Consider the following 23,258-nt stretch of genomic DNA (forward strand, 5'->3'; position numbering starts at 1 on the left):
AAAGTTTACGTATAAGAAGCGTTTTTATGTAAACGTTCCCTAAAAAAGTGTACGACTTTTTTTACATTCCAACATACGATTTCCAGCCGTTGCGTTTTATATTTATTACACTATTAAATACTCTATCTTTCTGGCATTGGAAGCGCTATTTCTTTTTTTGTGTACTTTCCGACAATTTTGTTTTCATTCCTCTCTTGAAAAATGAGTACTCTTTTTTAACATTTGTACATGAAAACGTTCTATTGTTTCTTTCTTTCTGAGGATTAGTATGGTAATAATAAAGGTCTAAAGTACGTTTTCAGAAAAAAATATTCATTCTTTTTACCTACTCATTTTCATCTTTTTAATGCATCATGCGCTTTCCCTTTTTACAAAAGGGAAAGCGCATGATGCATTTTTTAAATATTAAGAGTCTAAACCCGTTGCTTTTCCTTCACGGCTGGAATCAGCTGCTCCAAATAAACGGCCGTTTCTTTTATCAATTTGAATACCTTGAACGTTTCCAATTGGGAATGGCTCATCTCCAAAATTAAATCCCATGGCTTCTAGTTCTCCTTTGGAATTCATATCCATTCCGGCTTCCCAACCAATAAGTGATCCTGTACTATTAAAAATTCTTGGTTCTTCAATCGCTTCTTTTATATCCATTCCATAGTCTAAAACATTAATAAGCGTTTGAAACACAGACCCTACAATAGTCGGTCCACCTGGAGACCCTAAAGTAAGTACAGGTTCGTTGTCTTTAAAAACAATGGTTGGACTTTTACAGCTAACCGGACGCTTTCCTGCACCTGCTTGATTTAATCCTCCAGGAATGGCATCAAAATCAGTAAGTTCGTTGTTGAGTAAAAATCCATGGTCTTTAACCATAATTCCTGTACCAAAAGGATGTTCCACAGTAGATGTACAGCTGACAATATTACCCCAGCGGTCAACTACGGTGAAGTGAGTTGTTTCACTAAGCTCACGTTCAGGTTCATAAGGCTGGCGAACCACGTTCACTTTTTTACCTTTCTCATAATCCCATGGATTACCGAAATCAACTTTCTCATTTTTATGCTTCCAATTAATTAATTTTTGACGTTTCTTTATATATTCTTTATTTAAAAGTCCTTTTAATGGAATATCACTGTAATCTGGATCTCCAGAAAATGCAATTTTATCTGAGAATGCAATACGCATAGCTTCTGCAAACAAATAATACTTTTGCCAAGATTTTATGTCATACTGAGACACATCAAAGTCCTCTAATAGCTTTAAGATTTGCAGCACGGTAGTCCCTCCTGCACTAGGCATGTTGGAAGAAGCAATTCGATATCCTTTATAATCTCCCCATACAGGCTCATCAATCTTAATCTCGTATTCTTTCAAATCGGGCAGTTCCATAAAACCGCCGTGCTCTTTTATCGTTGAAATAATGGCTTCTGCAATTTCACCTTCATAAAAAGACTCAATACCTTTTTTTTGAAGAATACGAAATGTTTTAGCAAGATCTTTTTTATTAATCATATCTCCTTCTTGTATAGGCTTGCCGTTCGGAGAATATAGCTCCTTAGCATGTTCTCCTAGTCGATAGGCATATGTTTTTAAAATATCTCCAAGAACCCAGTTTGTTTCCACCCCTGCTTCTGCTGCCTTGGCAGCCGGTTCAATTAATTCAGCAAGCGGTTTTGTTCCATACTCTTTACGGGCTGCTTCCATTGCCTTTAAAATCCCTGGGATTCCGATCGCCGTCGCATGCGTAGAACGCTTTCTAAACGGAATAACTTCCTTATTTTTATCCAGAAACATTTCAGGATAAGCTGCTTCAGGAGCCTGGGAATGCCCATCAAAAATTTTAGTTGTTTTACTTTCATTGTGGTATACCATAAAAAAGCCGCTGCCCCCAATACCCGTCATCATCGGTTCCCCAACGTTGAGGCCAAACTGAACGGCTATTGCCGCATCGATTGCATTGCCTCCAGCTCTGAGTACCTGTTCACCGGCGTCTGTTGCAATTGGATGAGCGCTGGCTACCATTCCTGTTTTTCCAACGGCCGTTTCTCTTCTATATGAACTCTTTCCTGAACGAGATAAACTTTTTCCATTAATCATCTTTTACGACCTCCTATTTACTTACTTTATCTGGTATATTGGTAAAATACCCTATTGTTTTTTAGATAAAACTGTTTAAATTTGTATTGATTACTTTCGGCAATCCTGTTCATAGACCGATATTCCTAGAGTATTTTTAAACCTTTGAAAGCGATAAAATAAAAAAGCGCCACCCTTTTTCATTTAAATAAAGGGATTGACGCTTTTTTTGATTTCTAACGTTTATACACTTTTATACTTGTACCGAAATAGCTTCATTCTTTACGTTCAGCAGGTCATAAAGCTCTTGAAGTCTTTGAATTTCATAGGTTGAAATCCAATTTGTATCATTTATTTTTAGCTGAGGGTTAAACCAGCACGTATCAATACCGGCTAGGTGTCCGCCTTGAATATCAGCACTCAAAGAATCTCCTATAATCAACGTTTCATGTACGGAAAGCTCTTTTATACGAAAAAAAACATAATCAAAGTACTCTTTCATAGGTTTTTGAAAACCTGTATCTTCGGAAACAAATACTTCTTTAAAATAAGGATATAGACCCGAATCTTGAAGGCGCTTATATTGTGTAGCCGACACGCCATTTGTAACAACGTACAAATCATAGTTTCTGCTCAGGTTCTTAATTACTTCAATCGCTCCGTCAATTAGCTGGTGTCCATTGTTCAAATACGTTCGATACTCCGCTTCAAGTAGCTTCCCGTCCTTCTCTACTCCATATTGTTTACATAAAATAGAAAATCGAGTATTTACAACTTGCTCGCGGCTTATTTTATTTTCTTCAAAAGCTGACCATAACCTCTGGTTTATTAAACTATAACGTTTTTTGCTTTCATCAGTCAGCGGAATATCGTGGTTAGTAAAAAGAAGCTGCAAAGCCTGCTCTTCGGCTGCGTTAAAATCTAAAAGTGTATTATCAATGTCAAAAAGCAACGTTCGGTATGTTTTCATTCTTCTCTCCCCTTCAACTAATCTATTACTTTTTTACTCATATATATTGTTGTTTGCTAGACAGCGCAGTTTTTCCTTATCTTTGAGGATAATAGAGCCTTTCTGTTTTTCAATAACTCCTTGTGCTACAAATTTCTGAAGAACACGATTTAAATGCCTGTAAGTCGTTCCGATTAAATTCGCAATGTCTTTTAAGCTTTCTGTTTTTTGGTTCATAACCAAATGCGATTCTTCACAAAAAATAGAGAGCAAGTAACTAGCCAGCCTCACTTCAACTGGGTACATTAAATTAAAGGTTAGCGAGTTCGATTTTGCACAAAACTTTTTTGTGAGCATTTCTAGTAAAAACGTCAGCAGGTCGGGGTCATGGCCGGCATATTGCTTTAATCGTTTGTACGGTATACCGATAACAACTAAAGGTGAAACGGCTTCCACCGTATTCATAATATCAACACTTTGTACATACTCAATATCACCTATTACTTCAAGAGGCTGCTTGAAGGAAAGAACAAGCGTCTTGCCTTCGGGAGATATTGTATAAACTTTAACCTTTCCTTTCACCAATATGTATAAACAATGAGACGTGTCTCCTTGAGAACAAAGACGTTCTCCTGCCTTCACGTAATACAGTGACAAATAAGATATTAACTCTTCCTTGAAAACCGACTCTAATTTATAAGTATTTATATACTCCAGCAGCTGTTCCCGACTCGTAATTTCTCTCATGCTTCCATCTCCATCATAACGGTTTCTTTTTATTAAACAATAACACTTCTTATAATAAAAAGGACATATGTCCCAAATAAAATTTTATTTTTCACGTTATGTTCATGAATCACTTTCAAGAAAAATATATAAACAAAAAAGACTCTAGCACGTTCGCTTAGAGTCTTTTTTGTTAAACGTTCTTTTTATTTCTACCGTATCCAGCGTAAATAAAGACGCCAATCAGCATCCAGCCGATTGAATACACCCACGTTTTCAGTGATAAGTTAAACATAAGAAAGATGCAGCAAAGAATAGCAAGAATTGGAATGAACGGTACAAAAGGTACCTTGAAACCGCGCTTTAAGTTAGGCTGACTTTTTCGAAGAGCCAAAATCGAAAATGAAACGGCAGCAAACGTAACAATCGCCAGCATATTGGCTAAATCCGCCAGCTGTTTTAAATCAACAAAACCAGCTATGACCGCGCCTAACGCGCCGACAAGCCACGTTGATATGACAGGTTCGCTGTTCTTTCTGTTCACTTTCGCAAAAAGAGACGGCAATAATCCATCATGACTCATTGACATCAGTACGCGAGGCACAACAAACAAATAAGCAAACACGACGGCCATAATACCAATAACGGCTCCTATAGACAAAATAAGAGCTGCCCATTCTTGTCCAACACTATTAAGCGCATATGACAACGCATCGCCTACGTTTAGCTCTTTGTAAGAAACCATCCCTGTTAAAACTAGCGCAATGACTACGTAAATGACTGCACAAATACTTAGGGCAATCAAAATACCTAGCGGCAAGTTTCTTTGTGGATTTTTTACTTCTTCTGCCGAAGTAGAAATAGCATCAAATCCGTTATAAGCGAAAAAGACAGAAGCCGCGCCTGCAAAGATTCCTTTCACACCAAAAGGAGTAAATGGATGCCAGTTATTTGTATCAATAAAAAAGACGCCGACGGCTACAAATAAAAGAACAATACCTATCTTAATTAAAACCATTAAGTTATTTATTTTTTTACTTTCTTTTACCCCTCTTGTTAATAAAAACGACATGCACAGTACGATAAATACTGCCGGAAGATTAATGATACCTCCGTCGCTCGGTATGGCGGTGAACGATTCAGGAAGTCTAATACTAAACTCAGTAAGCACATTGTTCACATAAGATGACCATCCGCCTGCTACAGAAGCTAAAGATACCGTATAGCAGCCTACGATGGACCACCCTATTAAATGCGCTACAAATTTCCCTAATGAAACATATATGTATGTATATGCGCCTCCCGAACTTGGAATAGCTGAACCAAATTCTGCATAGCACAGCGCAACAAGAATACAGGCTACAGCAGAAATAACAAAGGAAATGGACACCGAGGGTCCTGCATCCCTGGCAGCAACTAGCCCTGCTATAACCAAAACTCCTGTCCCAATAGTTGCTCCTACTCCCATCAAAATAACATCAAATAACCCTAGTGTTTTAGTTGATTCTTTTGCTGCATTTTCATCTAGCAGCTTGTTAACATCTTTTTTTGTAAACAGATTACTCATGATGACTAACCTCTCTTCATCTCATTACGAATGACTACTCTTAGTGGTAGATCTTTCTATATATGTAACAGGGAATTATTTTACTACATTTAATTTTCTATGTAAAATATTTTATAGTTTAAATATTTTAGTGAATAAAACAAAATTATTTATCATTATTTTGTATCACCCCATTATGATGTACCCGAACCGACTAAAAACATGCGTGCAAACTTTCCGTTTTCAACCTGCAGAGCATGCTGCTGCTAAAGGGGAAGGCTTGCTTCGTTCATATACATCCGTTCTTTTTCTAACCGTTACTAATCCAATGCCGATATTGTTTTTTATCGGCGTGTTTTCTGGTGTAGGGATTAGTAAATCAGCATTCAATGTTGCTTCTGCTTTGGCAATGGTCGCAGGCGTATTTTTAGGATCAGCCTGCTGGTGGCTTTCACTCAGTTTTGGCATTAGCCTTGCCCGGTCGAAGTTCACGAGTAACAGCTTGATTTGGGTAAATCGTATTTCCGGAGCTGTTGTACTGACTTTTGATATATTTGCTTTATATAAGTTGCTATAAAAGGTTATTCTTCTCCTTTTGGGGGGACGAATAACCTTTTTTAATAGAAAAGAATAACCTTAAAAATACCCTAAACGCTGTGTTTTCTGTATAATAGATAAATAGAAAAACAGAAAAAGTATAAAAAATGCTTGAAAACTACATAATTAATCATTAGTCTTCAAACATAATAAGGGGAAATAAAGCATGACCATTCTTCTAGTAGATGACAATCAAGTCAATCTATTTGTGATTGAAAAAATTTTAAAAGGCGCTGGATACGATAACTGTGTGTCTCTTACGTCTGCCCATGCTCTTTTTGACTATCTTAACCTGAACGATGAGAACTCAAAAACGAATTCGGTCGATTTGATTTTACTTGATATTATGATGCCCGAAATTGATGGAATCGAAGCGTGCAGGCGAATTCAAGAGGTAGAACACTTAAAACATATTCCCATTATCTTTGTCACAGCCCTAGAAGACAGCAACAAATTAGTAGAAGCTCTAGACGCCGGCGGAACGGATTATGTCACAAAGCCGATTAATAAAGTGGAACTGCTGGCTCGTATGCGGGTAGCTTTACGCCTCAAAGCAGAAATTGACTGGCACACGGAACATGAAAAGAAAATTCAAAATGAGTTAGATTTAGCTACCCACGTACAGCAAAATCTACTCAGCCCTCCGTTACGAGAGAAAGATATTCAAATGGAGGTTTCATACTATCCTTCTTTTAAATTAGCGGGTGATATGTATTATTGGCATAAAATTGACGAGCATCGGTACGGAATTATTCTTTTTGATATGATGGGCCACGGTATCTCTGCCTCACTCGTCTGTATGTTTATATCTTCTGTACTCAGAGAAGCTATCAAGTCGCTCGTAGATCCTGAGCAGGTTATTACAGAATTGAATCGCTATATGGAATTATTGCACAGCGAAAAAGATGAAATCCCTTACTATTTCACAGCTATTTATTTAGTCATTGATACGGAAGCTAAGACCGTAGAATATGTGAATGCCGGGCATCCAGAAGGTTATATGTTAGTAGATGAGCATACGCTCGTTCCCCTTCAACGAGGAAGTTGCCCTGTAGGCTTTTTTGAAGAGATAGATGTTCAGAAATCTGTTGTCAGCTTTGAGAACGACGTGCAAATTTTACTATTTACTGACGGAGCTCTCGAATCAATGGGTCCTTGCGAAAATGAATCTTCTCTTCGTCTTCAAAAACTGACCGAACAAAAGTGGACAGATTCGAGGGCATTCATGAATGAAATTTTTTCAGAAGAACAAAAGTTAAATCAGCCTGATGATATGTGTGTACTCATGATTCAAGCGCAAGCACAATAAAAAGGACCTCATCCATGAGGTCCTTTTTATTGCTTTTGATAGATGCGTTCGTTACCTGCAAACTCTGTATAAGAAGCCGCTCCTTCAGCAAAGCGAAGCGTTTCCTTATCACCAAGTCCAAGAAATCCTTTTGCACACAGGCTTTCTGAAAATAAATTATACACTTGATTTTGCAACTCAGCTGTAAAGTAAATAAGGACGTTTCGACAAATAATGACGTGAAATTCATTAAATGACTGATCCGTAACTAAATTATGCTGAGCAAAGATAATATTTTTTAACAGAGACGGGTGAAAATACGCATAGTGATGATCCGTCTGATAATATTCCGAGAAGGCATTCTTTCCACCAGCTTGGATATAATTTTTGGTATATGATTTCATTTTACGTAAAGAAAAGGCACCTTGTTTTGCTTTTTCTAATACATCTTCGTTCATATCAGTTGCGTAAATGACCGTCTTATCCATTAACCCTTCTTCTTCTAAAAGAATCGCCATAGAAAATACTTCTTCGCCTGTTGCACAACCAGCGTGCCAAATGCGAATTTCCGGGTAATCTTTTAATGCCGGAATCACTTTTGTACGAAATGCTTTAAAAAAGCTGGGATCACGAAACATCTCTGTTACATTTATTGAAAAATCATTTAAAAGCTGATTCATAAATTCTTCTTCGTGAATCGCTTTTTCTAACAATCGAGACACGGTTGGAATACGTTCAATTTTCATTCGATTATAGACTCGGCGACAAATAGAAGATTTAGCGTACTGTCTAAAATCAAACCCTGTTAATCGATAAATAGCCGTGAGCAGTAAATCAATCTCTAAATCTGTTTTTTTATTCATAACTAAGTCTTCATTTAAATCTAGTTGTTTCATGTCCATTTATGTTTCATACCCCGCTTAATTTACTAGCCATACACGCATAACGGAGAACAGCTGATTCAAATCTAAAGGTTTGCTAATATAATCTGACGCTCCAGCTTCCAAGCATTTTTCACGATCATTTTTCATTGCTTTAGCGGTTAATGCAATAATAGGCAAATCAACAAGCTTTAGCTCTGCTCTGATCTTCTGCATAGCCTCATACCCGTCCATTTGCGGCATCATAATATCCATTAAGATAAGATCAAATGGTTCATTTGTCTCCATCATTTCAAGACATTCTATTCCATTATGAGCTGTCATAATGGTCATACCTTGTTTAGCTAGCGCTGTTTTTAATGCAAAGATGTTTCTCTGGTCATCATCTACGATGAGTACTCGTTTATCTTGAAATACATTTTCATCATCTTGCGCTGGCAGTTCAGCTCGTTGTACAGGATAATTAATTTCAGTTCCTTCTGCTTCAGGTTTAGCTTCCTCTACAGATACTGCTACTTCTTCGTATGCAAAACTCACTTTTTCATAGTCAATAAGACCGTTAGAGAGACTAGGAAGATAAAGTGTAAACGTACTTCCTTTTCCTACTTCACTGCTTAGGGAAATCCAGCCGCCCAATAATTTGGCAAACTCACTGCAAATAGATAAACCAAGCCCCGTTCCTCCGTACTTACGAACCGTAGCTCCATCTGCCTGTTGAAACGCTTCAAAGATAAGCTGATGTTTGTCTTTTGGTATACCAATCCCTGTATCAGTTACAGCTATTTCTAGCCAGCAATCCGTATCAATTGTGCGCATAGCTGTTGTAAGACGTTGGTCAGCTACTCGTTGAATGGATACCGTCACAGATCCCGATTCCGTAAATTTAAATGCATTTGATAAAAGATTTTTCACAATTTGCTGGAATCTCTTTTCATCTGTGTGAATGATGTCCGGTACATCCTGCGCTTTGTTAATTTCCAAGTGTACATTTTTTTGATCAGCAATGTGGCTGAAATTGCGTTTAATTTGATCTGGAAGCTCACTCATATTCATTTCAGCTAACATCACATCTAGTTTTCCAGACTCAACTTTTGATAGATCCAAAATGTCGTTGATTAATGCTAACAAGTCTTTTCCTGAAGAATGAATGATACGAGCGTATTCTTCTTCATCTTCAGATAGCGTTTTAGCTGCATTTTCCTCAAGCATTTCAGATAAAATGAGAATACTGTTGAGCGGTGTTCGCAGCTCATGCGACATATTAGCAAGGAATTCCGATTTATATTGTGAATTCAATTCCAGCTGATGCGCTTTTTCTTCTAAATCTTCTTTCGCAGCCTCTAATTCAAACGATTTTTCTTCTGCATCTTTTGTTCTTTCTTCCAGCTGTTCATTAATCATACGCAGCTCTTCAGACTGCATTTGCAGTTCTTCTGATTGCGTTTGAAGTTCTTCAGACTGAGCCTGGAGCTCTTCTGTCATCGCCTGAGATTCTTTTAATAGACGGGCAATTTCCATACGTCTGATTACACCATTAATAGTGAGGCCAAACGTTTCAACTACTTGACTAATAAGTTCTTGCTCTAAAGCTGTAAATTCATGCAGCGATGCAAGCTCGATAACAGCAATTACTTCATCTTCAAACAATACGGGTACAATAAAAATACTTTTAGGTTCAGCCTCTCCTAACCCTGAAGTAATAAGCTGATACGTGTCAGGTACATCATTTATAACAAAGGCCCTTTTTTCTAAAGCTGCTTGTCCAATAAGTCCTTCGCCTATCAAAAAGCTCTTTCTTCCTGCTTCGCCTTTTCTACCTGCAAAAGCAGCCTGCTTAACGAATAGACTTCCTTTGTCATTTTCCTCCCGAACATAAAATGCCCCGAAAGAAGCTCCTGTCATTTCCGAAATCGTAAAGAGAAATTTTTCTGCGAGCTTATCTACCGATGCTATGCCTTGGTACATCGTTACAGCATGTGCAATGTTCGTTTGAAGCCAGTTTCGCTCTTCAATATTTTCTAACAAGGCATTCGTGGCTAGCCCTAAATCTTTGATCTCATCATTAGACCTAACTTTAATTCTTCCTTTTAACTCACCTTTTGAAGCTGTAATTCGTTTGATAGTTTGTGTAACCTCTTTAATGGTATTCACAATGGAATTGGACAAAATAATAGCGATAACAAGTGAAATAAGCGTAACAAATAACAGCAAACCATAAAGTCCAATTTTAATTTTTTGATTTTTCTGATCCAGCTCTGCTGCTCTTGTTTCAGTTGATTTCTTCTCTACATTTCTAAAAGAGCTAAACTGGCTGCGCATATCGTCCATGTACTGACGACCGGGATCTTTATCAAAAAATTGCTGCAGTTCTTTTGTGTTATTTCCCTTTTTTAAGGCAATCGTCGGCTCGCCAGCAACTTCAATCCAGCCTTGAATGTTTCTTTTAATTCTCTCTAACTTTTCCTGCTGACTTGGGTTATTATTTAAAAGCTGATACAGCGTATTATAATCTTTTTCCCAACTTGACGCTGCGCTGTTATAAGGTTCTAAGTAACCCGCTTCTCCTGTTATAATATAGCCCCTTTGCCCCGTTTCCATATCAAGCAGATGCTTTTCAATTCGATTTGTCAAATCGTGTACTTCAATATCATGATCGATAATAAAATTTCTCTCTTTTTGCAAAGATGATATTTGACTGTTCAACACAATAAATGAAATGAATAAACAGACAATAACAATTAAATATCCAATAATAATTTTGAATTTGATGCCAAACTTCATTTTCTTTTCCATAATGTTCCTACTTTCATTCTAGATATTCTTCTAGAAGCATTCGAAAAACATGTTTACTTTTGCAGCTGGACAATTTCACTTTCAGTTACACTTTCCACTCCATCTTCCTTTGTTTGATAGGGCTTCTCTATTTTCCCTATCAAGTTAACATTCCTATTATACACTCTATTTTTGTACAGAAGAATATTTATTGTGCAAGAGATGAAGATTAATGTTCCTATTAGAAATAGGCTTCTTAAAAAGCCATATAAAAATAAGCCCATGCCTTTAAAGGCATGGGCTTATCTCATAATATTTTTGTACACAATAAGATAATGAAAAGTAATTTATGTTTTGGGAAATCACATAAATTATGACAACATAGGTATAAATAAATACTTACATGCGAAACGTAAAGCATTTACTATTTAAATTGTACTTGGGTAGTAGAAAACAATGCCACTTTTTTTAATTTAAATATATTTTGTTAATTTACATATTTACTTGCTGCACTATTTATCTCAAGCTCTTTAACGTTGTTAAAAGCTCTTCCACAAAAAAGCCGTCTCTAAGTCAATAAATTCACTTATGAGACAGCTCTTTCATTTTCCTTCTATTTATTTTATCCAGCTTTCAGTTACTTTTTTATTTTTTAAAATCCAGTTTTTCACGCCTTTTGTTTCATCTTTCGCACTGTTAATTTCTGATTCCAAGGATGCCAATTGATCGGCGCTAATAGAAAAATCTTTTAGCCACTTTGCCGCTTCGGGATAATTTTCTTTAAAGGTCTTTTTACTGATTGATTGTATTTTCTCAGGTCCTGTCGGATTCATCGTATTTTTCGGATCTTTTAAGTATCTGAGATTATACTTTTCAAAAGCCCAGTGCGGGCGCCATAATGTAACAACAACGGGCTCTTTATTAGCAATTGCTTTATCTAATTCTGATAGCATGGCGGCTGTACTGCTTTCTACCAAATTCCAGTCTGTTAAGCCATAACTTGGCATGGCATGATCCTTAGTAAGACCATTGATTCCAGATCCTGCTTCAATACTAATAATCTTTCCGTGAAACTGATCTTTATTATTTTTTAAATCTGCTATCGACTGAGCGTCTACGTATTCGGGAACGGCCAATCCGCTATCTGCTTGATCATACCAAGTGCCGAGAACGTCTACTTGTTTTCCGAATCTTTTCATATAAGAACTGTGAGTAGTAGGCATCCATACATCCAAAAATAAATCAATGTTCCCTTGAGCAACTCCTGAGAAAAGCGGAGCTACATCGCTTTGAACTGCTTTGACTTTATAACCTTTTTCCTCTAATAATTCCTTCCATAGAAACGTAACAGCTACAGCTTCGTCCCATGGTATGTATCCAATTGTAATTTCTTTTTTAGTCGTCGTGCTGCTTGCCGTATTGTTATTGCCGCATGCAGAGACAAGCAGCACAATGACGATTATTAGCATAATAAAAGAAATTTTTTTTGATTGTTTCATATACTCCCACCTTTATTCATTTTATTTGCTTGATTGAATACCTTGGCTTTTTTGAGTAGAAAGATGCGTCAAACGATCTAAAATAACAGCAATAATCACAACGGCAATCCCACCGATAAACCCTAATCCTACATCCAACATACTGATGCTTCGTAATACCTCCGCACCTAAGCCCCCTGCACCGACCATTGAAGAAATAACAACCATAGAAAGAGATAACATAATAACTTGGTTTACACCCGACATAATCATAGGCAAAGCGAGCGGCAGCTGTACTTTAATTAGTTTTTGCCATTCCGTCGCTCCAAAAGCTTCTGCCGCTTCTAAAGTGGTTTGTGGAACTTGTTGAAGCCCAAGCAGCGTGAGGCGAACGGCAGGCGGCATTGCAAAAATAAACGTAGCAATAAGAGCTGTCACATTCCCTAATCCAAATAACAGTACGGACGGAATTAAGTAAACAAAAGCAGGCATTGTTTGCATAATATCAAGAATGGGTTTTATCACTGCTCTCACTTTGTTAAAGCGGTGTGATAATATACCTAAAGGAACGCCGAATAAAAGTGAGATAATAGTAGAAGCTAAAACGAGAGATAAGGTCAGCATCGATGCTTCCCATAAATCCAAGCTAATAATAAGAAGTAAACCAAAACACGTAAATGCCGCTATCTTCCAATCTGTTAACCATAGCGCTAATAGAACAAAAACAACGACCGTTACTAGCGGAGGAGAGGCGGTCAATATCCATTCAAGACTGCTTATTAAACTGGTCATTATATGGTTGATTCCAGTAAATACGCCTGAAAAACTATCAATCATGTAATCAACAAATGAATTTGCCCATTTATCTAAAGGAATGCGAGGGATCACCGCGGAATTTACCATCATATTTATCGGACCTCCATTTGATATGACTTCATTTCTAATTGCTCGGTCACTGCAGTACGTTCAGTGAGATTTGCAATAAGAGTGCTTGGGGAAATCATACCTTTTAGACGGTGATGATTATCAACTATGACTACAGGCGAATGACTGTCTGTAAATAGAGGAATCATTTCTTGTAAAGACATATCAGGATTAACACAATGCGGCTGTGTCAATGCTTTTCCTTTTAAATCATGCTTATGAGCTTCAATAAGCTCCATCACTGTATAGATACTCATCATACCTAATAAGCGCTCAGAGCTATCAAGAACAAAAATTATAGATAAATGATTGCTTCTCATTCTTCTTAATACGACTTGTGGTGATTCATACTCATAAGCAGCGGCTTCTACCGGAACCACCGCGTCTTTAGCAAGGCGAATTTTACCGTAATTAACGTCTTGAACAAGTAATTTTACATAATCGGTTGCTGGTTGACTTAAAATATCTTCAGCGGTTCCAAGCTGTACGATCTCCCCGTCTTTCATCACGGCAGCTCTGTGGCCTAAAGTTAATGCTTCATCCAAATCATGAGTCACAAAAATAACTGTTTTTTGTACTTCTCCTTGAATATCAAGAAATAGCTTTTGCATATCTCTTCGAATAAGAGGATCTAAAGCCGAAAAAGGCTCATCCATCAGCAAAATCTCCTGTTCAGAAGCAAGAGCTCTCGCTAATCCAACCCGCTGCTGCATACCTCCTGATAATTCATAAATTCTTTTATAAGCTTGGCCATTTAAGCCCACCATTTCAAGCGCCTCTTTCCCTCGCTTTTCCCTTTCGTTTGCTGATACCCCTTGAATCTCTAAACCGAACGTAATGTTGTCAATCACGGTACGGTTTGGAAGGAGTCCAACATTTTGGAAGACCATCCCAATTTTATTTCTCCGGACTTGCTGAAGCTGTCTTTTTGGCATATGAGAAATATCTGTATTTTCTAGATACACCGTCCCTTCTGTTGGTTCTATAAGCCCGTTCAAGCATCGAAGTAAAGTAGATTTACCGCTTCCTGATAATCCAATTAGCACAAAAGTTTCTCCCTTTTTCACTTCAAACTGTGCATTATAAATAGCAACGGTTGTCTTAGTAGCTTGTTCGATTTTATATTTACTTTGTCCAGACTCTCTTAACTTCAGAGCCTGTTCTTTTTGCCGACCAAATACTTTTGAAACATCCGTAACACGGATAATGGGTTCTGTTTGTTTAGAGCTTGTACTCAATTTATTTCCCCCTTATTTTTAAAGTAGATTGTTAGAAGTGGTCTGACACCTAGAGATAACGTGTCAGACCACTTCTATTTACTATTCGGCCTTCATACCGATTGCTTCTAATACATAGTTGTAAAAATGAGAAACATGCTGTTCGATAGGTACTAAAATACCTCCTTCTTTATAAGATTTTGAGCTCATATTTTCTTGACACCACTCACACGCTTCAAAGTCTTGTAAATTAACGCGGTGAAACAGTTCCACTGCATCTCTTGGGTCAAAGTTAGGCTTAGCCATTTCTTCTGGGTCGAATAACCATTCGCAAATCACTTTGGATCTTTCTGCACTAATTGGAATAATACGATGAATAATAACGTGATCCGGTGTTAAATTGATAAATACAAGCGGTAGAACGGTAATGCCAAAATACGTGCGGTCATCTTCAGGAAGCAGCCCTTTTAACATGGGGCGGCTTCCTTTTCCGCTGATTGAAAAAGCTTCTAATTCCTCGCCAAACTTAGCTCCGCCTCCTACTGAACTTTGAGTACCAATTCCCGAACGAAACTCAGGCAGCGTTGCAGTAAGCTCAGGGTGAATAGAGGAGCAGTGATAGCATTCTTGAAAGTTTTCTACAATAAGCTTCCAGTTTGCCTCGACTTCATATTCCTCACGATGAGCGGATTTTAAGTTTTGAATTTCATATCTAGCAAACGTATAAAGCTCTCCAAAACGATCAAAAATTTGTGAATCTAGCTGATATTCAACAGATATAGGATTGTCTGATAAATTAACCCAAACCATGCCATGCCACACTTCAATCTGAACGGATGTTAGCCCATAATTTTCATTATGCACGAGCTCATCTCTGCAGTGGCTTGTGTTAGGAACACCTACTAAATCACCGTCTAAGCTATAGCTCCAGGAGTGATATGGGCAGCGAATTACGCCCGCTTTACCGGATGCTTGGCTGCACAGCTTAGCTCCTCGATGCCGACATACATTTAAAAATCCACGCAGTACACGATCTTTTCCTCTAGTAATTAGAATATTTTCTCCTTCAACTCTCGTCGTAATATATTGTCCGGGTTCTGCTATTTCATATTCAAATGCAACTAAACTCCATGATTTAGAAAATATATGATCTTTTTCCAACTTAAAAATGTCCGAAGATGTATACAACTCTCCTTTTAATGTGGGCTCAAGTCTCCCTTTATCATTCACTAAACCATGTTCCATAACCATCTACTATTCCTCCTTCGCTTCTTTAGAAACATTTAAATAGAACCATTCGCAAGAGCTGATAACGATTTATACTATTTTATTAGTTGCAAAACGCTGCGGCGTAAACAAATCAATTGGATGATTGGTTTTTCCCTCTATCACTAAATCTGCTAAAATTTCTCCTACTACGCTTGCAAACTTAAACCCATGTCCAGAAAACCCTGCTGCAATCGCTACTTGAGGATGTTCAGGGTGCAGTGAGATAACAAAATGCTCATCTGGTGTATTGGTATACATGCACGTTTTCCCTTGTAAAAATCGACCGTTAAGCTGCGGAAGACCTTGAGCTAAGTAATGTCGCATCATGTTAACTTCGTCTTCATATATATTTCGATCAATCGTTTCCGGCGTACACGTTGTTCCTTTTCGGAAAAACGCTACTTTCGCTCCCTCAGCCTCCAATCCAAAAGAAGGAAAACCATACAATTGCACATAATCATCTGCTTCCCAAATATAAATCGGCTGTTTTCCAACTGAAAAAACATCTATTCCTTGTGTTGGTTCAAAAAACATTTGTACATGACGTTCTACTTGTAAGCTAACACCTAAATCCCTTAATAAATCTGGTGCCCAAGCGCCTGCAGAAATAATAATTTTTCCAGCTTCATATATTCCATTAGCTGTTACAACGCGTACGCCTTCACCAGAAGGATGGGCTTCCCACAACTCTACTTCTTCAAAAAAATGAAGCTCAGCTCCGTACTTTTCTGCTTGAAGAAGATGAGTATATACACTTGCCTCCGGCCTAACGAATCCAGCTCTTTCTTCATATAAAGCAATAGTGTTAGGTGAAGGTGTAAACGCCGGAAACCGTTTGTAAATATCCTTCGCTTCTAGAATCTCATAAGCAAGGTTCCACTGTTTAGAACTTTCAATACTTCCAGAGACCGTCAAGCTATCAGGAGGGCCCATCATAAGTCCACCAGTAACCGTAAGGATTTCTTGACCGCTTTCTCTTTCAATTTCATCCCACAATTCGTAGGCGCGAAGCAATAATGGAACGTAAGCAGGGTCTTCAAAATACGACTGCCGAATGATTCTAGAACCACCGTGACTCGATCCTAGGTCATGCGCGGGACCGAACTGTTCTAACCCCAATACCCGCTGGCCTGTTTTGGCGAGTTGATAAGCAGCTGTACTCCCCATAGCTCCTAACCCAATAATAATGACATCATAATGTGCTGACATATGCATTCCTCCTACATTTCAATTTATCAATTAAACCATCGCTGGGGAGTGTGTGCTCATTTTTGCTTTATAGCGCTGACCAAAGTATTCAACTTCTAAGACCATTTCTTCATTTACAGTTTGAGATAATAAGGTGTGTACAATTCCTTTCCCTAAGCTGTATGAATAGCCAGCGCTTGTCACAAATCCGAGGGCCGTTTCTCCATAAAAGACTGGTTCATATCCCATTACTATTGCTGAAGGGTCATCTAATATAAGCGTTGCTAATACTATTTCAGAACCTTTTCTCTGACGATCAAGTAATGCCTCTTTTCCAATAAAAAATGGTTTTGTTAAATCAACCATTCCATAAAGGTTGACTTCATATGGATGATGTTCGCTCCAAAAGTCTTTTCCGCTTTTTAACGAAAGAGATTCAATTCGAAGGTTTTCAAGAGCTCGGTCTCCTCCGGCAATCAGCTGATAAGGCCGCCCTTGTTCAATTAATAAATCCCATAAATTTAGACCTTGATCAGAAGTAGTAATCAACTCCCAGCTCTCCATTTCCCCGCAGGAATTACGCAGAGCAAGAACTGAAACATTTCCAATAAACAGCGTTTTCGCTTGCCCTTGAATCCAAGCACCACTAAGGTCTGAGCGCTGAACCACCGACTCCATTACTTCTGTAGCTTTAGGGCCAATTAATGCTACACTGCATGTCCCTGACGTTACATCTTGAAAAACAACTTGACTATTTTGAGGCACGTGTTTTCGAATCCAGCTTGCTTCTACAGCCCCTGTACAAATAATCAAAAAAGTTGATATACTTTTGCGAATAACCATTATTTGATCTTTTATGCCGCCTAGCTCATGCAACATACATGTACATATGCTTTGACCTACTGTAATATCTATATTTCCTGTCGTTAGTTTCTGTAAAAACTGGAGAGCTCCTTCTCCTTTAATTTCTAACCTTTTCTTTGCTGCCGTTGTATCGTAAAGCGCTGCGTGCTGACGAGTATGCAAATGTTCGGCCTCAATAATCGGTGACCAATATTCAGCAGACCACCCATCCCTTATTGCCATCACCTTTTCATAAGTGGATATAAGGGAAGAGTTAGCTTCATACCACTGCGGCTGCTCCCAACCTGCTTTTTCGTTAAAATACGCTTTTAGTTCTTGCTGACGCATATAAAATGGACTTACGCGCATGTTTCGCGATACTTTTCGCTGCATAAATGGATGATGAATGCTATAAACTTCTTCGTACTCTTCAATGGACCGCTGTTTATAATAAGCAGGGCTGCATGCATACGTATCAAAACGATTAAGGTCGCATAGCTCTAAATCCACAGTCGGCGCACCATTCATCATCCATTCAGCCATTTGCCTAGCGACACCTGCAGAGTGAGTTACCCATATGGCTTCCGCTATCCAAAATCCCTTTACCGCTTGTGATTCGCCAAGCAGCGGCATCCCATCGGGTGTGAAGGAAAAGATACCGTTCATTCCTTTTTTTATCCCCGCTTGTTTTAATGCCGGAATTAACTCCATTGCATCTTCCCATGGCTTTTCAAAATCCTTCGACGTAAAAGGTTTGACAGAAGGCATTTCTTTTGTTTCTCCGTATGTGGTGATGTCGCTTAGGTCGACTGGAAACGGCTCATGCTGATATGACCCAATTCCAAGCCCTTTCTCTACCTGACGAAAATAAATTGAATTATCTTGATCTCGAATAAGAGGAGTCGCGGCTTCTTCCATTTCTCTATTCAATTCAAGTAAATCATTTGTAAACACATATTGATGAGCCATTGGCTGAAGAGGAATCGTTACACCCACCATCTCTCCGATGCGAGGTCCCCAAAACCCGGCACAGCACACGATTATATCTGCTTCAAATGTTCCAGCGCTCGTGTACACTGCTTTTACTTGACCATTTGTCACTTCAATATTTGTCACTTCTGTATGACCGTAAAACTCTACGCCGCACTCTTTAGAAAAACGAGTCATTTTATCAACAGCATGCAAAGGTTTCGCAATACCGTCTGACGGAATATAGAGACCTCCGCAAATACGGTCAGGACAAATCAGCGAATTTTTTTTCGCGCATTCCTGCGGTGAAAGAAGATAAGCTTCGATTCCCCATGAGCTGGCAACTCCAGCCTTTCTCTTTAGATCTTCTAATCGTTCGGGTGTACGGGCTACTTCTAAACTGCCAACAGGATAGAAAGAGGGCTGTTCCTCTGTACTCAACTCTTTAAAGGTTTCGACAGTTTGAGAAGCCAACGCTGTCAGGATTTTTGAAAAGCTAAGCTGAAATACAAGTCCTGGAGCGTGCGAGGTAGATCCTCCTGTTTCAAACAAAGGGCCTTGCTCAATCACTGTTATGTTTCGTTGACCCATTTTACTTAAATAATAGGCAATGCTGCACCCGACAATTCCAGCTCCTATCACTACTATCCTCTTATGTTCCATCACTACATATCTCCCTCCTTTTTTAATTCAAAGATGTTAAATATTGTCGATAGTTAATTATATTTTTAATTTTTGAAATTTTCAAAGTATTTTGTTAAAAAGTGTGACATAGATTTTTTTTATACTATTCTTCTCTAATGTTCGGATAACACTTTCTTAACTTTAAAATTCTAGAAAAATTGCCATTTTTTCTTCTAGATAACGAATTTTAAAGAAACTAGCTACCTGTCAAAATGTCTCTTATCAATGAGTGGTTATACTAAAAATTACGGAAAGAAGATAGCTAAGTTATTTTAGCTATCTTCTTTTTAAATCCTTTATTGATCGATTGATTTTGAACGTTTGAATACTTTTGCTTATATTTAGACCAAAGTTGCTTCTTTGAGTAATTTTTTCATTTCCCTTGCAACCTTTCTTTTGTCTTGTTCACTCGTAATGCCTCCACCTACAATCACAAGATCAGGCTGTGACTGCACAACTTCTGGAAGTGTATTCAGTTTAATGCCTCCTGCCACCGCTGTTTTTGCATTTTTCACGACTCGTTTAATCGTTTGAAGCTGCTCAAACGGGGTTTCTCCTTCGGCTTGAAGATCATATCCCGTGTGTACACAAATATAATCAACACCGAGTGCATCTACTTCTTTTGCACGTTGTTCAAGGTTTTTTACATTAATCATATCAACAAGAATTTGCGTTCCCTGTTTTTTGGCCTCTTCTACAGCGCCTTTTATAGTCGAATCGTCAGTAGCACCAAGGATGGTAATAATACTAGCACCCGCTTCAGAAGCTTTCATTACTTCATAAGCACCTGCATCCATAATTTTTAAATCGGCTAATACCTTTAAAGACGGAAATGTTTCCTTGATTTCTTCGACTGCTTTTAGCCCTTCGTTAATCACAACTGGAGTACCAATTTCTACAACATCAATATACTCTTGAACCTCCTGCACTACTGCTTTTGCCTCTGAAATATTTACAAGATCCAATGCTAATTGAAGTTCCATACCTACTTCACTCCTTCATTAAATGGGGTTGTCTAGCATGAATTCATTGTAAAACCGTTACTTTCAAAAAAAAAGTAGGCACTTTCAAAACATATAGTCACTAAAAATATACTATGAACATTTCAGCGCAGCTTATCATCTATATTTATTTTAGAAAATTCTGAATAGTAAAGACAGCTTATGACCTTCTCAAGAAAAGATTTTATCCCATATGTGTGGAATTATCCATTTCAGGCTCTATAAAGGTTTCCATATAATTTTTCCCCCACTCGTCCATGCTCTCAAGAATTGGCATCAGACTTCTTCCGGGTTCAGTCAGGGAATATTCAACTTTGGGAGGTACAACCGGATAGACTTTTCGATGAACAATTTGATCTTCTTCTAATTCCCGCAGCTGACTTACTAACATTCGTTGAGTAATTCCCGGCATCATGGACTTTAACTCACCAAATCTTTTCGTCCCTTCTTTTCCTAGGTGCCACATAATCAACATTTTCCACTTGCCTCCAATAATCGTCAATGTTAATTCCTTTTCACAGTTAAACGTTTTGCTAAAAAGTCTACTCAATCCTGTTTCCTCCCTTTTTATGCATAATAGTATAGTTTTAGACACTATATGAAAATAAAGTGTCTACTTATAAAGGGAAATTGTACCTGCTATACTGTAATCTGTAAAGATGGTAAAAGACTATATTTACTACAATAGAACGTTAAAATAAAGGAGGAGATCAATTGGGCAGTTTAATTCGTTCAAGTGATAATTGTCACAAGTCTCATTCGCCACAAGCGTTAGAAGTGGATTCTATGACCTTTATCTTATTTGGCGCAACAGGAGATTTGGCTAAAAGAAAAATTTTCCCTGCGCTATATAATTTATTTTTAGACAAAAAGCTTCCCCCTTCTTTTTCTATTGTTGGTACTGGTAGAAGCCACTGGTCTCAGGATGTCTTTCAAACATACGTAGAAGAATCAGTAAAGACCTTTTCAAGGCGCTTTAGACAAGATGAGTCCAAGATAAAAGAGTTTCTTAAGACAGTTCGCTATCATAAAATGGATGTTACTAATAGTCATGGATATGACCAGTTGCTTCATGTCATTCAAAAAGGCGAAGCAGAATTAAACATTCCTGAAAATCGTCTTTTCTATTTATCGGTAGCTCCTGAATTTGTAGATGTTATTGCTTCAAATATCAATAGAGGCGGATTAGGCTCTACAAAAGGCTGGAAACGTCTTATTATCGAAAAGCCTTTTGGGCACGATTTACAATCTGCTCAAGTGTTAAATCAAAAACTTACTAAAACGTTCAAAGAGGAAGAAATTTATCGTATCGACCATTATCTTGGAAAACCAATGATTCAAAACTTGGAAGCTTTAGCATCTGCAAACCCTATTTTACAAGCATTATGGAATCATCACTACGTTGCAAACGTTCAAATTACGGCTAGTGAAACAATTGGTGTAGAAGAAAGAGCGCATTACTATGATCAGTCCGGTGCGATTAGGGATATGCTCCAAAACCATATGCTTCAAATGCTTATGATGACTGCCATGCAGCTGCCAAAGACGCTTAATATCGCAAAAATCCGACAGGAAAAGATAAAAATTATGAAAAGCCTTCGTCCTCTGCAAAAAGAGTTTATCCATTCAAACATCATAAGAGGTCAATACGAAGCGGGGGAAATCCAAGATCGTTCAGTTATAGGATATAAAGAAGAGCCCGGCATCAATGCTTCTTCCGCTAATGACACATTTATAGCAGTCCGGGTATGGATTGATCATGAGCTTTGGAAAGGAGTGCCTTTCTACCTTCGCACAGGAAAAAGAATGAGTAAAAAATGCACGCGTATCATCATTGAATTTAAAAATCCTTTAAAGGATTTTTATACAGACGACGAAGCCGTTCCTAACCTTTTAGTTGTCGAAATCAGCCCAAATGAAGGTATTTCGCTGCAATTAAACAGTAAAAATCCTTTGAATGACAATAAAATCGAACCGATTTTTATCAATTTCTCAACAAATCAAAGAGAAGTACCCGAAGCTTATGAACTGCTGTTATTCGATGCTTTGCGGGGAGACTCCACGTTTTTTGCTCATTGGAAAGAAGTTGAATTATCTTGGAAATGGGTTCAACCCATTTTAGAAGCTTTTAACGATGAACACTTTCCTCTTCATTTTTATCCTGCAGGTACAATGGGACCAGAAGCTTCAAATCAATTGTTAAAAGAAGACGGATTTAAGTGGTGGTGATTACTTTTAATCTCGTTAAAAAGGGGCTGGGGCAAAAGCATTTTATTTGAAGAAAGATCCGAACGATGAATCGAGATTCTTGATGGAGAATCCAACTCGTTCGGATTTTTTCATTGTGGTCGTGAACGTAGGTTTACTGTATGTAGGTGCTTCTAGTTGCTGATTTCCGTGCAAGGCTCACCCTCCGCCCGCGGAAAGCGAAGCCTTGCACGGAAATCACCAGCGGCGTAACAAGCGATCCATACTGGATCATGTATCCAATTTGTTCGTCATTAGATTGGATTGATGTAGTAATGTCTCAATCTCTTTTATCAGTGTTTCAAATACCTTTAATTCGCTTAATCTATCTCACTTTAAAAAAGTTAAGCCTTCGTATCTTCTTTATTTAATATCAGCCATTTAATTTTTCGATCTCGCTCTCTTCTCTCTTGTTCGTCAACCAAATCGTATTTCTTCAACAAATGAAACATCTCGTTTAATGTTGTTTGCGAAGGATTTCGTATGATAAACTCATGAAATAACAAGCGAATATCTTCTGACATCCATTTTGACTGCGAGTTAAACTTCTGCTGTACATCTTCTATTGAGTGGTCTAAATTACATTTGTTCATACCTTTTTCTCCC

General features: G+C 38.0%; 18 protein-coding genes. 3 read left to right on the plus strand and 15 right to left on the minus strand.

The features are described 5' to 3' along the window. Positions 1–405: 405 nt before the first annotated feature. The 4 genes from ggt to ACLHDF_RS08795 form a co-directional block, all read right to left on the minus strand. Positions 406–2,094, minus strand: coding sequence for a gamma-glutamyltransferase (gene ggt / locus ACLHDF_RS08780; RefSeq protein ID WP_413918501.1), 1,689 nt, complete (start codon positions 2,092–2,094; stop codon positions 406–408). A 232-nt stretch (positions 2,095–2,326) separates the two neighbouring features. Beyond that, positions 2,327–3,043 (minus strand): YjjG family noncanonical pyrimidine nucleotidase, encoded by a 717-nt coding sequence (locus ACLHDF_RS08785; protein ID WP_413918502.1) that lies wholly within the window; start codon positions 3,041–3,043, stop codon positions 2,327–2,329. Between the two features lie 33 nt (positions 3,044–3,076). Then, positions 3,077–3,769: a Crp/Fnr family transcriptional regulator gene (locus ACLHDF_RS08790; RefSeq protein WP_413918503.1), complete on the minus strand. Its 693-nt coding sequence runs from the start codon at positions 3,767–3,769 to the stop codon at positions 3,077–3,079. 172 nt (positions 3,770–3,941) lie between these two features. Then, the gene (locus tag ACLHDF_RS08795) at positions 3,942–5,315 is read right to left on the minus strand and encodes an amino acid permease (RefSeq protein WP_413918504.1); all 1,374 of its coding nucleotides are present in this window, start codon (positions 5,313–5,315) and stop codon (positions 3,942–3,944) included. A 178-nt stretch (positions 5,316–5,493) separates the two neighbouring features. On the opposite strand from ACLHDF_RS08795, the gene ACLHDF_RS08800 reads away from it, so the two are divergent. Beyond that, complete coding sequence (locus tag ACLHDF_RS08800) at positions 5,494–5,871, plus strand: LysE family transporter (RefSeq protein WP_413918908.1); 378 nt, start codon at positions 5,494–5,496, stop codon at positions 5,869–5,871. A 186-nt stretch (positions 5,872–6,057) separates the two neighbouring features. Beyond that, a complete protein-coding gene (locus ACLHDF_RS08805) occupies positions 6,058–7,200 on the plus strand; it encodes a SpoIIE family protein phosphatase (protein WP_413918505.1) in 1,143 nt (380 codons plus the stop codon). 26 nt (positions 7,201–7,226) lie between these two features. Here ACLHDF_RS08805 and ACLHDF_RS08810 read toward each other — a convergent pair whose 3' ends face one another. The 10 genes from ACLHDF_RS08810 to ACLHDF_RS08855 all read right to left on the minus strand — a co-directional run bounded on the left by ACLHDF_RS08810 (position 7,227) and on the right by ACLHDF_RS08855 (position 20,955). Then, positions 7,227–8,081: a CheR family methyltransferase gene (locus tag ACLHDF_RS08810; protein WP_413918506.1), complete on the minus strand. Its 855-nt coding sequence runs from the start codon at positions 8,079–8,081 to the stop codon at positions 7,227–7,229. A gap of 18 nt (positions 8,082–8,099) precedes the next feature. Then, entirely contained in the window at positions 8,100–10,853 is a 2,754-nt protein-coding gene (locus ACLHDF_RS08815) for a CHASE3 domain-containing protein (protein WP_413918507.1), read from the minus strand. A 596-nt stretch (positions 10,854–11,449) separates the two neighbouring features. Then, entirely contained in the window at positions 11,450–12,331 is an 882-nt protein-coding gene (locus ACLHDF_RS08820) for a glycine betaine ABC transporter substrate-binding protein (protein ID WP_413918508.1), read from the minus strand. Between the two features lie 21 nt (positions 12,332–12,352). Then, complete coding sequence (locus ACLHDF_RS08825) at positions 12,353–13,216, minus strand: ABC transporter permease (RefSeq protein ID WP_413918509.1); 864 nt, start codon at positions 13,214–13,216, stop codon at positions 12,353–12,355. A 2-nt stretch (positions 13,217–13,218) separates the two neighbouring features. After that, positions 13,219–14,472, minus strand: a complete 1,254-nt coding sequence (locus ACLHDF_RS08830; protein WP_413918510.1) for a quaternary amine ABC transporter ATP-binding protein — start codon at positions 14,470–14,472, stop codon at positions 13,219–13,221. Between the two features lie 81 nt (positions 14,473–14,553). Next, positions 14,554–15,702, minus strand: a complete 1,149-nt coding sequence (locus tag ACLHDF_RS08835; RefSeq protein ID WP_413918511.1) for an aromatic ring-hydroxylating oxygenase subunit alpha — start codon at positions 15,700–15,702, stop codon at positions 14,554–14,556. 66 nt (positions 15,703–15,768) lie between these two features. After that, positions 15,769–16,929 (minus strand): N-methyl-L-tryptophan oxidase, encoded by a 1,161-nt coding sequence (gene solA, locus ACLHDF_RS08840; protein WP_413918512.1) that lies wholly within the window; start codon positions 16,927–16,929, stop codon positions 15,769–15,771. 30 nt (positions 16,930–16,959) lie between these two features. Further along, on the minus strand, positions 16,960–19,383 hold the full coding sequence (locus ACLHDF_RS08845) for a GcvT family protein (RefSeq protein ID WP_413918909.1): 2,424 nt from the start codon (positions 19,381–19,383) through the stop codon (positions 16,960–16,962). A 362-nt stretch (positions 19,384–19,745) separates the two neighbouring features. Further along, the gene (hxlA, locus tag ACLHDF_RS08850) at positions 19,746–20,387 is read right to left on the minus strand and encodes a 3-hexulose-6-phosphate synthase (protein WP_413918513.1); all 642 of its coding nucleotides are present in this window, start codon (positions 20,385–20,387) and stop codon (positions 19,746–19,748) included. 202 nt (positions 20,388–20,589) lie between these two features. Then, on the minus strand, positions 20,590–20,955 hold the full coding sequence (locus ACLHDF_RS08855; protein WP_328105257.1) for a winged helix-turn-helix transcriptional regulator: 366 nt from the start codon (positions 20,953–20,955) through the stop codon (positions 20,590–20,592). A 164-nt stretch (positions 20,956–21,119) separates the two neighbouring features. On the opposite strand from ACLHDF_RS08855, the gene zwf reads away from it, so the two are divergent. Further along, positions 21,120–22,634, plus strand: coding sequence for a glucose-6-phosphate dehydrogenase (gene zwf / locus ACLHDF_RS08860; protein WP_413918514.1), 1,515 nt, complete (start codon positions 21,120–21,122; stop codon positions 22,632–22,634). Positions 22,635–22,996: 362 nt separating this feature from the next. Here zwf and ACLHDF_RS08865 read toward each other — a convergent pair whose 3' ends face one another. Then, positions 22,997–23,245 (minus strand): hypothetical protein, encoded by a 249-nt coding sequence (locus tag ACLHDF_RS08865; protein WP_413918515.1) that lies wholly within the window; start codon positions 23,243–23,245, stop codon positions 22,997–22,999. Between the last annotated feature and the right edge of the window lie 13 nt (positions 23,246–23,258).

The sequence above is a fragment of the Priestia megaterium genome, from assembly GCF_046599315.1.
Taxonomy (GTDB): domain Bacteria; phylum Bacillota; class Bacilli; order Bacillales; family Bacillaceae_H; genus Priestia; species Priestia megaterium_F.